Here is an 11,958-nt window from a genome sequence, read left to right as displayed (position 1 = left end):
TATCCCCTGGGGGCCAGATTCGCCGCATCCTTAAGCGTCAGCATTCTTGAGCGTCAGCATTCTTGAGCGTCAGCGGCAGCCCGGCGCAAACCAGCACCACCTTGTCGGCCAACTCGGCAATCGCCTGATGCAGCCAACCCGCCTCATCGACGAAGCGCCGACTCAAGGGATCGCCAGGGACCACGCCAGAACCCACCTCATTACTGATCAGCACGATAGCCCCTGGGGCCGTCTTTAGGGCGCGCAGCAGCGCCGCCTTAGCGTCACACCAAGCATCTCCTTCGAGTAGCTGATTGGTCAGCCAAAGGGTAAGGCAATCGATTAAGATCACCCGATTCTCCTGGGCATTGGCCTCGATGCACTCACTCAACGCCAGCGGACATTCCAGCATCTGCCAAGGAAGTTCATCCTGGGCTCGCTCCGTTTGATGGCGGGAGATACGCGCGGCCATCTCCTCATCCAGCGCCTGGGCCGTGGCCACAAACAGACACTCATAGCCCTTAGCCACATAGTCGGCCACCAAGGCCACTCCATATCGTGATTTGCCGCTGCGAGCGCCGCCTAACACCAGATGGATCATAGGCTGATCACCAGAATAAACAGATAGCAGACCAGCTCGCTCACCTGCTGGGTTGCCCCCAAGACATCCCCGGTATAGCCACCGATCTGACGCCGATAGCCGCGCACCAATAGCTGGCGGAGCGCCAGTAGCACCAGGCAGAGAGAGAGCGCCGAGGCGATGCCACTCAGCCATAGAGTCACTATGCCGGTCAAAAGCAGGATCCCAAGCTCATTCAGCGTCTGTGACTGCGCCAGAGGCTTGCTCTTACTGGTGTCATCATCGCGTACATAGGTCTCGGTAAAGATCAGTGAAGCCGCCAGCAGGCGGCTCAAACAGTGGCCCACCACCAGCGCCGCCATCAAAAGATCGCCATCAAACAGGGCAATTTCACTGAGCAACACAAACTTAAACAGCAGGCTCATCACCAGCGCCAGCACGCCATAGGTACCGACGCGGGAATCTTTCATGATGGTGAGCTTATCCTGCACGCGCCAGCCACCACCGAATCCGTCCGCGGTATCGGCCAAACCATCTTCATGAAAACCGCCGGTCAGCAGCAAACCCGTGAGCATGGCCATTAAGATGGCAATATTGTTGGGTAAGACTTTGGTGCTCAGGCCATAGACCAGGGCGCAGATCCCGCCTACCAATACGCCCACCAAGGCAAAATATCGGCTCGCCTGATTGAGCCGCTCACTATCCACTTGCACCCAGGCCGGCATGGGGATCCGGGTAAAGAAGCCCATGGCGATAAAAAACAGGGTTAACTCTCTGGCAAACATCCCAACCTCATCCTTTTACTTGCCGTAACCGTTACATGGTTATTGCCGCTAAATCTCTATGCCCATCTCTTCGAGGGAGGCCATCTCGTTGTAAAACTTGGCCGCCGCCTGCACTAAAGGCACCGCCAGCGCGGCGCCGGTTCCCTCACCCAAACGTAGCCCCAAAGAGAGCAGAGGCCGCGCATTAAGGTGCTCGAGCATTAGCTTGTGCCCCCGTTCATCCGACTCATGGGCGAAGATCATATAGTCCCGAGCGTGGGGCGCGATAGTCACCGCCGCCAAAGCCGCTGCGGTGGCGATGAAGCCATCGATCAACACCAGCATCTTAAGCTCTGCCGCCGCCAATATGGCGCCTGTCATCTGCACTATCTCAAAGCCGCCCAGGCAGGCCAGTACGCCATAGGGATCGCCGAGCTGTTCGCGGTGCAGATGCAACGCCTGTTCGACCAGCAGCTGCTTACGCGCCAGGGTAGCGGCATCTATACCTGTGCCACGACCGACACACTCGGCCGCCTCGCGCTTCAGCAACGCCGCCATAATGGCCGCCGCCGAGCTGGTATTACCTATGCCCATCTCACCAAAGGCAATTAGGTTACAACCGCGCCCATGGTGCAGCGCCACTCGCTCCTTGGCCATGGCAAAGCCTTGTTTCACCGCCCCTAGGGTCATGGCACTCTCTCTATGTATTGCGCCCGTGCCAGCCCCGAGCCTTTGGTTAATCAGCCTAGGCTGGTCGGCAATTTCATTGGCAATGCCACAATCGATCACCTCCATGGTCACCCCAGCCTGGGCACAAAAAAGATTAATCGCCGCGCCGCCAGAGAGAAAATTCATCACCATCTGAGTCGTCACCTCACTGGGCGCGATAGAGACGCCCGAGGCGGCGATGCCGTGATCGCCGGCAAACACCAACAAGGCAGGATGGACTATCTGCGGGTTATCAGGGCCCAATACCCGGGCGATGGTCATCGCCAAAGATTCCAGTTGGCCCAGTGCGCCCAGCGGCTTGGTCTTGCTATCGATTCGCTGCTGGATCTTGGCATCAAATTCGCCACTGACTCCGACTATCTCAAACATACTGCTTAACCTCTATGATTGGCTGACAACACTGGCGCCCAATAGGGGACCTTTGCCTAACCACGGCGCTTACCGCCTAAAATAAACAAAAAGAACAGGCTACCGATCACCGCGGTAATAATGCCCACGGGTAGCTCCTGATAGCTGAGCAGGCACCTGGCCAGCACATCCACCCAGATCATAAACAGACCGCCCACCAAGGCCGTCAACATCAGGGCGAAGCGACCAGGTAACAGAAGGCGCACCATATGGGGCACCATCAGGCCGACAAAACCTATGCCGCCGCAGTTGGCCACCAGCACGGCGGTGATTAACGAGCAGAGCAGCAGACTGATCAGTCGCAGGCGCCGCACCTGGATCCCTAAGGTATGGGCCGTCTCATCTCCTGCCTTGATCGCCAAAATCTGCCGCTTGAGCAACAGCAAGATAGCCGTTGCGCCCAACACTAGGACCCAGGGCAACCAGAGCATCTGCCAGCTCGCCTTGGCAAAGCTGCCCAGGCTCCAAAACAGCACGGCGGCGGCCGACTGCGGCCCGGAGAAATAGAGCATCAGACTGGCCAGCGCCCCAAACAGAAAGGAGATCGCCACGCCGGAGAGCAGCATACGCTCTATCTGGGTGCTCAAGTTGGCGCCGCACAAGGCCAGCACCATAAGCACCGCCAGGCTGGCACCGATAAAGGCGCCGAGCGGCAAGCCGATACAGGCCAGGGCACCACCTGCGCCGCCCAGCAGGGTGATCACGACCACGGCGCCAAAGGAGGCACCCGAGGAGATACCAAACAGATAGGGGTCGGCCAAAGGGTTGCGGGTCACCGTCTGTAACACGGCGCCGGCGATGGCCAGACCGAAGCCAGCGATAAAAGCCAGCAAGATACGCGGCAGACGTAGCTCCAGCACGATCCTAGCTGTGACGCCGCCAGGATCGGCGCCGCTCAATTTAGCCAACAATAGCTCAAGCACCTCGAGCACGCCTATCTCGGCGGCGCCGAAGCTCACCGCCAAAATGGGCGTCACCAGCGTCAAGAGCGCCAGGCAGGCAAGCGCCAGTGAGCGCCTGGCGCTATGATCGCCACGGTTAAGGCTCAACATGATTTGCCTCCTGCTCACCGTGAGATTGGGCCTGCTCGCCGTAATAGCCATAGAAATAGTGGATCTGCGGATTACCATGCTGGGGATGAGGCGCCACCTGACAACAGACACCGAAGGTGTTGGCGATCTGGGCTTCACTCAGCACCTGCTTAGGCGTCCCCTGAGCCACGGCCCAGCCGCGATCGAGCAACAACAGCTTATCGCACATGGCACTGGCAAGATTCAGATCATGGATAGAGATCACCACTGTCACCCCAAGGGTCTTAAGCAACTCAAGGATCTGGATCTGATAACGGATATCCAGGTGATTAGTGGGCTCATCGAGGATCAATAGCTTAGGGCGCTGCACTATGGCGCGGGCGATCAGGGCGCGCTGCTTCTCACCGCCCGAGAGGGACTCGTATGCCTGCCCGGCGCGATCGCTTAAGCCCACTGTCTCCAAGGCGCGGCGCACCGCCTGCTTGTCGGCGGGGGTCGTCATCGAAAAGGCGCTCTTGTGAGGCGTCAGCCCAAGTGCCACCAGCTGCGCCGTGGTCATGTCGAAATGCTGCGGCGTATCTTGCAGCACTACGGCGACCTCACGGGCAAAGGCCCGGGCACTCAGGCTGGCGATGGGTTGGCCAAACAGCTTGATCTCGCCGCGACTCGGGGTAAGAAAACGATAGAGGCAGCGCAGCAGGCTGGACTTGCCGGCGCCATTGGGACCTATAATCCCCAGCATCTTACCCTCTGGCAGATCCAGCTTGACCCCAGAGAGGATGGCGCGCTCGCCGCAGCGCCAGCTGAGATCCCGCACCGACAGCGCCGGGCGCGCACAGGCGCCATCGCCGATGGCTGCACCAGCACCTGTGTCTGTACCTAAAATAGCACCGTCACTGGCGCCGAGAGACAGGAGTGATTCTGTTTGTGATGGCTGACTAGGGGCGCTCAAGGTCGCGCCCTCCGGGGAGCAGCGCCGAGGCGCCCTCGCCCTTGGGCCAAACTCGGCCCCGAGGTATTCTTCATCTATAGGCTCCCTCAAGTCACCCGCTTGAGATAGTAGTTAGAGAGTAGGCAGGTATCCTGACTCGTGGCGACCCGGGCGATAATACGACCTGGCAGCACACTCACAGTTGCGGGCACAGTTTGGGCTAACGGCACTTGGCCTTCCCCAATTCCCTATTAAGTCCGAGTTATTCCCTGTGGGATCTCGACACCTTACTCCCGGCGCAGGCGGTCCCTGCGCCCGGTTATTATGCGGTATTTCCGCCAAGAGACAAGGCGAAACACAAGTTAGTCCATGGCTTATTCGGCGTCATGCCAGTGCAATCGCCAGTAGCCTTCCCCCCCCTTGTCGCGGTAATGACTTATCTTAACCACGCTGGCGTAATCCAGGCTCAGCTGGGTGTAGAAGCCTACCGCTCGCTCTACCCCAAGGGCCTTGGCCATCAAGTGACGGATCACCCCGCCATGGGTGATCAACAGCAAAATCTCACCGCTATGCTGATGTACCAACTGCTCGACCATCTCGTCGATACGCTGCTCAAAGGCCGCCATGGTTTCAGCCTCAGGCAAGGGATTTTTCCAGGGGTCTTGCCAATAGGCGCTCAACTCAGCGCCATGCTCGGCGTGCAGCTCAGGAATGGGCTGACCATCCCAGCGGCCGAAATAGATCTCTTTTAAACCAGCATCTAACGCCACCTTGATCTGACTCTTGCTAGTCAAATGCTCGGCAAACACGCGGCAACGCTTAAGCGGCGAGCTGATCACCCTGTCTACCGGCTCCGGCAGCTTGGCAAAGGCGAGTTGCATCTGAGCAAAACCTATCTCTGTCAGGGGCAGATCGCTGTGCCCCCTCAGCAGGTTACCGCCTTCGCATTCGCCGTGTCGCATCAAATAGAGTGTCGTTTGCGTCATATCCGCAGCATTAAACCTTTTCAAGTTAAGTCGCTAGCAGCATACCCTTATGGCAATAAGCTTGGCAACGCCAGACAATTAACACATTGAAAAACTTTCAAATTAAATATCTTTGTCGGCCTTTCCATACAATGCAGTTTAAACAGGACGCAGCGGCGCAACTCTCGAATTTCATCCGGGTTTACGCTTATACTCATTTGACTTGCCCTGGGTATTATAAGTCGATTAGTATAGACGTCTATACGTTTATACATCCAAAACAAAAATAGTGCGTCGATGAGCTAGACGCAGTCAGTTTAGGCAATAGGTCAGTTGAAGTAGGTAAAAGTTATGGCGACCCCATCCCCTGTTCAAAACGTAAGACAGATTAACGACGCGATCCGCGAGCGACTCAATAACGAAATTTTGATCCTCGACGGCGCCATGGGCACCATGATCCAGAACCATAAACTGGAAGAAGCCGACTTTCGCGGCGCGCGCTTTGCCGATTGGCCCTGCGATCTTAAGGGCAACAACGACCTGTTGGTGCTGACTCAAGCTGAGCTGATTAAACAGATCCACAAGGATTACCTTGAGGCTGGCGCCGACATCATAGAAACCAACACCTTTAACGCTACCCGTGTGGCCATGGCCGACTATGAGATGCAGGAGCTGTCACGAGAGATCAACCTTGAGGGCGCTCGCCTCGCCCGCGCCGCCTGTGACGAGGTGACCCGCGCAACTGGTCGCCAATGCTATGTTGCCGGGGTACTGGGGCCCACCAACCGCACCTGCTCTATCAGCCCGGATGTCAACGATCCCGGCTATCGCAATATCCATTTCGACGAGCTAGTCAGCGCCTATATCGAGTCCATCGAGGCCCTGATAGAAGGCGGCGCCGACATCATCATGGTAGAAACCATCTTCGATACCCTCAACGCCAAGGCGGCGCTGTTTGCCATCGAAACGGTATTCGACCAGCTGGGCCAACGCCTGCCTATCATGATCTCAGGCACCATTACCGATGCCTCGGGCCGCACACTGACGGGCCAGACCACAGAGGCCTTCTATAACTCGCTGCGCCATGTGAAGCCACTTTCTATCGGCCTCAACTGCGCCCTGGGCCCACAAGAACTGCGTCCCTATGTGGAGGAGCTGTCGAAGATCGCCGAGTGTTATGTCTCCGCCCACCCCAACGCCGGCCTGCCCAACGAGTTTGGCGGGTACGACGAGACGCCAGAGGAGATGGCCGAGGTGATAGGCCCCTGGGCAGAAGAAGGTTTGCTCAACATTATCGGCGGCTGCTGCGGTACCACACCTGAGCATATCAAGGTGATCCGCGCGGCTGTCACTAAACACAGCGCCCGCACATTGCCTAAACTGCCCGTAGCCTGCCGCCTGTCGGGACTGGAGCCCCTAACCATAGACGCTGACTCCCTGTTTGTGAACGTGGGCGAGCGCACCAATGTCACCGGCTCGGCCAAGTTTCTGCGACTGATCAAGACTGGCGAATACGAAGAGGCACTGTCGGTCGCCCGGGATCAGGTAGAGAACGGTGCCCAGATCATCGATATCAACATGGATGAGGGGATGCTCGACGGCGTCGAGGTGATGCAGAAGTTCCTCAACCTTATCGCCTCAGAGCCAGATATCAGCCGGGTACCTATCATGATCGACTCCTCCAAGTGGGAGGTGATCGAAGCCGGACTCAAATGCATTCAAGGCAAAGGGGTAGTCAACTCCATCTCCCTCAAGGAGGGCGAAGAGAAGTTTATCGAGCAGGCCACCCTGGTAAAACGCTACGGCGCGGCGGCCATCATCATGGCCTTCGACGAGGTCGGTCAGGCCGACACCATGGCGCGCAAGATAGAGATCTGTACCCGCGCCTACCGGGTATTGGTTGATAAAGTGGGCTTCCCGCCAGAAGATATTATCTTCGACCCTAACATCTTCGCCATCGCCACCGGCATCGACGAGCACGACAACTATGCGGTGGACTTCATCGAGGCAACGCGCGAGATCAAGCGCACCCTACCCCATGCCATGATCTCAGGCGGCGTGTCCAACGTCTCCTTCTCCTTCCGCGGCAACAACCCGGTGCGCGAGGCGATCCACGCCGTGTTCCTCTACCACGCCATCCAGGCGGGGATGGACATGGGCATAGTCAACGCCGGACAGCTGGCGATCTATGATGATATCGATCCCGAGCTTAAGGCCAGGGTTGAGGCTGTGGTGCTAAATCTGCCCTGCCCGGTTGAAGGTTCTAACAACACAGAGCAGCTGCTGGAGATCGCCGAGCAGTACCGTGGCGACGGCTCTGCTGGCCCCAAGAAAGAAGATCTTGAGTGGCGCAGCTGGCCCGTCAACAAGCGTCTGGAACACGCACTGGTTAAGGGGATCACCGACTTTATCGACCAAGACACCGAAGAGGCACGCCAGCAGGCCACTCGTCCACTGGATGTGATCGAAGGCCCGCTGATGGATGGCATGAACGTGGTCGGCGACCTGTTTGGCTCGGGTAAGATGTTCCTGCCTCAGGTAGTGAAATCGGCGCGGGTAATGAAAAAGGCCGTGGCCTACCTCAACCCCTTTATCGAAGCTGAGAAGGTCGAGGGGCAGTCCAACGGCAAGATCCTCATGGTCACGGTCAAGGGCGACGTGCACGACATCGGCAAGAACATCGTCGGGGTGGTGCTGGCCTGTAACGGCTATGAGGTGATCGATCTGGGTGTCATGGTGCCGGTCGAGAAGATCATCGAGGTGGCCAAGGCGGAAAATGTCGACATTATCGGTATGTCGGGCCTGATCACCCCAAGCCTGGATGAGATGGTACACAACGTCAAAGCCTTCCATAAGGCGGGACTCACCATACCCTCCATCATAGGCGGCGCCACCTGCTCTAAGATACACACCGCAGTCAAGATTGCCCCCCATGCCCCCAAAGGTGCCATCTACATCGCCGACGCCTCACGCGCCGTGCCCATGGTAGCTAAGCTCATCAGCAACGAGACCCGTCAGGCAACCATAGACGCCACCTATGACGAGTATCAAATGATGCGCGACAAACGCAATTCACAGGCTAAGCGCAAGCAGATCATCTCCATCGAGGCGGCGCGGGAAAACCGCTGCCAGCAGGACTGGAATACTCATACGCCTTTCGTGCCCAATCAACTGGGCAGACAGGTATTTGACGACTATCCGCTGGAAGATCTTATCGAGCGTATCGACTGGACACCGTTTTTCCGCAGCTGGGAGCTACATGGCCACTTCCCCAAGATCCTCGACGACGAGGTAGTGGGCGAAGAGGCGCGCAAGCTCTATCAAGATGCCAAGGCGATGCTCAAGACCATCATCGAAGAGAAATGGCTTACAGCAAAGGCGGTTATCGGCCTCTTCCCGGCCAACACGGTTAACCATGATGATATCGAGATCTACACCGACGAGACCCGCAGCCAGGTCGAGATGACCACCCACCATCTGCGGATGCAGATAGAGCGTGTCGGTAACGACAACTTCTGTCTCGCCGACTTTGTCGCGCCGAAAGACTCAGGCGTCGCCGACTACATGGGCGGCTTCGCAGTTACCGCCGGGCACGGCATCGACGAGCATGTGGCCCGCTTCGAAGCCAACCACGATGATTACAACGCCATCATGCTTAAGTGTCTGGCCGACCGACTGGCCGAGGCCTTCGCCGAGCGGATGCACGAGCGGGTACGTAAGGAGTTCTGGGGCTACGCCGCCGATGAGCAGCTAGATAACGAGGCGCTGATCCGCGAGAAATACAAAGGCATACGTCCGGCTCCCGGCTACCCCGCCTGCCCGGATCACACCGAAAAAGGCCTGCTGTGGGAGCTACTAAAGCCCGATGAGACCATAGATCTTAAGATCACCGAGAGCTACGCCATGTTCCCCACCGCCGCCGTCTCCGGCTGGTATTTCGCCCACCCGCAGTCGCGCTACTTCGGCGTAACCAATATCGGCCGGGATCAGGTGGAGGACTATGCCAAACGTAAGGGAATGAGTGTCGAGGAGACAGAGCGGTGGTTAGCACCAGTGCTTGATTATGATGTTTAGCGAAGAGGGTTCCTGCGTAAACCTTATTACGCTTTGATGAGCCAAGCTTTGCTTGGCTAAAACTCGAAGCCTTCCAGGCTTCACCCGGCCAAGGGGTATTGCTTGTCCAATACCCCTTGCATCCCCAAGGACACCCCAGACGAAGTTGTGATCCCTCGTGCTTATGGATAAATCGCTAGCGCTTCCGAAGGATGCATCCATGCACCTGCGGAAGCTAGTCGGGCATCCATGCCCGCCTCACCCGATTTATTCCAACGCCCTTCAGCAACTTCGATGGGGACTTGTTGTAGCTTTAACCCGCATTGAAAACTAATAATGACAGCTGATAAAAATAAACAACCTCAAAATCTAGATATTTTTTGCAATCAACTCAGCCTTTAGTAAACCACCTTTAGTTAGTAACTTTGCTGAGAATTTAGGGTTACGGCGAGATTTGTAAGCGTCATAGATCATCTTCAATCCTTCCGCTTCCAATAGTGATATATTAATTTCTGTATCCATTTCAGCACTTTCAACAAAGTCCTGCGAAAAACTTGGAGCGATAATCAATACCTGAGCAACTCTTTTCCCCTGATTTTCACAGCGATTTACATATGCCTTGACCTGTCTTGATGTTGTTGAATATTTTGCAAAATCACCATTTTTAAATGTCTTAGCCTCACCAATAATCACATCGTCATCACTTAAAGATATGACTATATCTGCTTTATCTTTGGCTGTGTTAATTGACTTCCTCACATCTTCATCAACAACTAAATTCAAGTTTTCAAATATCTCTTTGGTTATCTCTTCAAATTTAACACCTACCTCTGCTTCTGATATTTCAATTGCCGCTTTTCTTAAGGCAGCCAGATCCCTTCTTGCAAGCGCAGGATAATTATCTATTAATTTTTCATTTGCATTAGCGAAAGACTCCAAAATCAGCTGCCTTGGATTCCCCCTTTTCGACAGTGACATTTTATCCCGAACCACTTTTATTTGTTCATTACTTAACAAATAGAGGATGTCAACCGGCGTAATACTTAAAGCCCTCAATTTCTCTGTATCAATGTCTTCAGACTCTTCCAATTCAAACTCAGTTCTAAGTATTGATTCAAAGTCAGGAAAGTGAGTTTGAAGTGTTACATACAGCTCCTTAAAGCCTGCAGCACTAAGACTTTCGAACTCTTGGTGAGTTGAGTTATTTAATTTAGATATAATAACGTTAATTCTATCGTCCAATGTAGCGCCAATTTTATCTACGTTCAGATCCAAGTCATGTATTAGCGCCTTTAACCTATCCTTTCTTTCATTAAGAGGCTCGCCAGAACTAAATATATCTCGTTGAAGAATATTTCTTATAGGAATTCTAGAATGAATAATTTCATTAATCTTCTTATAACGTTCAACACCTCTAATCTTCTTATTATAATGTTTAAACACATTAGATAATTCAGGGTCAGATAGTGATCTAAGTATTCTTAAGGTGTGTTTATTTGCCAATTCCTTACCCTGAAGCTCATTTAAAATAGCAACAACTTCATCCGCAACCAATACCTCTGCTCGCTTCCTATTTATAAACAACACTCCCATTTCCCTCAAGGAGTTCAAACCATCCAGAACATTATTTTGAGGTATCGGATTAATCAGATGCTCTATTGCAGAAGCTTCATCCATAGATATACCTAATCGATCAGCCAAGGTATTCAATATACTTCTTTCATCGTCAGTAATTCTTGCTTCGCGATTAATCTTCTCATCATTTAGGAATGCAACACTGAAACAATCATGATATATGGCTAATTGCCTCCCCCAACACATATCTTCGGAATCTTTATCCCTCTCAATCAAATCTTTTATTTCTAGTGATGAGTCATTTAACTTCTTCCACTCTTTATTATACAAGTGTTCAATCCAAGATATACGAGCGATGCAATTCCCATCTCGCGTAAGAATATTTACCAGCAGACCAATTTGAGCGTCTGACATAGCAATTTGCTCTTGAATAAACTCTTTATATATAGAAGAAACCAAAGCAAACAAGGAAGTGATTTCACTACCTGAAGCATTCTTTATCTGTCCATCGATCTTACCCACTGATTTTGCTAATTGCTTATCATTTGGTAAAGCACTAGTGCACAACTTATCTAAGCATGAAATAAATTTCGACTTTTCGACCTGATTAATACTTGATAAAACTTGGGATAATTTCATAGATATCTCGACTCTCTAAATTAGGCTTCTAGATAGCAGCGAGACGACTACACCTTTACTATCCGAAACCCTAAACAACCTAAAATGATTGCAAAGAATGAGATACATTTAATGGGAGGCAATTGATAATTGTTTCTTATTCGTCGTCTTCCATGAAATATACTTAAGATATAAATACCTAAGTGTACCAATCCTTCCCTGCAGCACTTTCTATCGACAGCATTCAACATAGCGTTCAAAAAATAACCTGTCCAGATATTTTGTTTTAAAACGGTCAGTTAAGTTAAAGCTAAAGTTATAATAA

General features: G+C 53.4%; 8 protein-coding genes and 1 riboswitch. Of the genes, 1 reads left to right on the top strand and 7 read right to left on the bottom strand.

Annotated elements, in window-relative coordinates:
* Positions 1-37: 37 nt before the first annotated feature.
* The 6 genes from cobU to CFF01_RS03395 all read right to left on the bottom strand — a co-directional run bounded on the left by cobU (position 38) and on the right by CFF01_RS03395 (position 5,408).
* Positions 38-580 (bottom strand): bifunctional adenosylcobinamide kinase/adenosylcobinamide-phosphate guanylyltransferase, encoded by a 543-nt coding sequence (gene cobU, locus CFF01_RS03420; RefSeq protein ID WP_088903866.1) that lies wholly within the window; start codon positions 578-580, stop codon positions 38-40.
* Positions 577-1,344 (bottom strand): adenosylcobinamide-GDP ribazoletransferase, encoded by a 768-nt coding sequence (locus CFF01_RS03415; protein ID WP_088903865.1) that lies wholly within the window; start codon positions 1,342-1,344, stop codon positions 577-579. The genes cobU and CFF01_RS03415 overlap by 4 nt, the downstream gene beginning before the upstream one ends.
* Positions 1,345-1,392: 48 nt before the next feature.
* Positions 1,393-2,421: a nicotinate-nucleotide--dimethylbenzimidazole phosphoribosyltransferase gene (gene cobT / locus CFF01_RS03410; protein WP_088903864.1), complete on the bottom strand. Its 1,029-nt coding sequence runs from the start codon at positions 2,419-2,421 to the stop codon at positions 1,393-1,395.
* 56 nt (positions 2,422-2,477) lie between these two features.
* Positions 2,478-3,512 carry a FecCD family ABC transporter permease gene (locus CFF01_RS03405; RefSeq protein WP_088903863.1) on the bottom strand — a complete coding sequence of 345 codons (1,035 nt, stop codon included), beginning with the start codon at positions 3,510-3,512 and terminating at the stop codon, positions 2,478-2,480.
* The gene (locus CFF01_RS03400; RefSeq protein WP_408640509.1) at positions 3,499-4,344 is read right to left on the bottom strand and encodes an ABC transporter ATP-binding protein; all 846 of its coding nucleotides are present in this window, start codon (positions 4,342-4,344) and stop codon (positions 3,499-3,501) included. Before CFF01_RS03400 ends, CFF01_RS03405 begins: the two co-directional genes overlap by 14 nt.
* Positions 4,345-4,547: 203 nt before the next feature.
* Positions 4,548-4,728, bottom strand: a riboswitch (cobalamin riboswitch).
* A 68-nt stretch (positions 4,729-4,796) separates the two neighbouring features.
* Positions 4,797-5,408, bottom strand: a complete 612-nt coding sequence (locus CFF01_RS03395) for a histidine phosphatase family protein (protein WP_088903861.1) — start codon at positions 5,406-5,408, stop codon at positions 4,797-4,799.
* Positions 5,409-5,738: 330 nt separating this feature from the next.
* Between CFF01_RS03395 and metH the strand changes: the two genes are divergently transcribed.
* Positions 5,739-9,461, top strand: a complete 3,723-nt coding sequence (metH, locus tag CFF01_RS03390) for a methionine synthase (protein ID WP_088903860.1) — start codon at positions 5,739-5,741, stop codon at positions 9,459-9,461.
* A 348-nt stretch (positions 9,462-9,809) separates the two neighbouring features.
* On the opposite strand, the gene CFF01_RS03385 is transcribed toward metH, so the two are convergent.
* Entirely contained in the window at positions 9,810-11,654 is a 1,845-nt protein-coding gene (locus CFF01_RS03385; RefSeq protein WP_088903859.1) for a hypothetical protein, read from the bottom strand.
* Between the last annotated feature and the right edge of the window lie 304 nt (positions 11,655-11,958).

The organism is Shewanella marisflavi (assembly GCF_002215585.1).
Classification (GTDB): domain Bacteria; phylum Pseudomonadota; class Gammaproteobacteria; order Enterobacterales; family Shewanellaceae; genus Shewanella; species Shewanella marisflavi.
Note: the sequence above shows the minus strand (reverse complement) of the source record. Positions and strands in the feature narration are given on the sequence as shown.

Bases quoted from the DNA above. Each gene is read 5' to 3' on its own strand.
- cobU (WP_088903866.1), bottom strand. From the start codon at position 580: ATGATCCATCTGGTGTTAGGCGGCGCTCGCAGCGGCAAATCACGATAT.
- CFF01_RS03415 (WP_088903865.1), bottom strand. From the start codon at position 1,344: ATGTTTGCCAGAGAGTTAACCCTGTTTTTTATCGCCATGGGCTTCTTT.
- cobT (WP_088903864.1), bottom strand. From the start codon at position 2,421: ATGTTTGAGATAGTCGGAGTCAGTGGCGAATTTGATGCCAAGATCCAG.
- CFF01_RS03405 (WP_088903863.1), bottom strand. From the start codon at position 3,512: ATGTTGAGCCTTAACCGTGGCGATCATAGCGCCAGGCGCTCACTGGCG.
- CFF01_RS03395 (WP_088903861.1), bottom strand. From the start codon at position 5,408: ATGACGCAAACGACACTCTATTTGATGCGACACGGCGAATGCGAAGGC.
- metH (WP_088903860.1), top strand. From the start codon at position 5,739: ATGGCGACCCCATCCCCTGTTCAAAACGTAAGACAGATTAACGACGCG.
- CFF01_RS03385 (WP_088903859.1), bottom strand. From the start codon at position 11,654: ATGAAATTATCCCAAGTTTTATCAAGTATTAATCAGGTCGAAAAGTCG.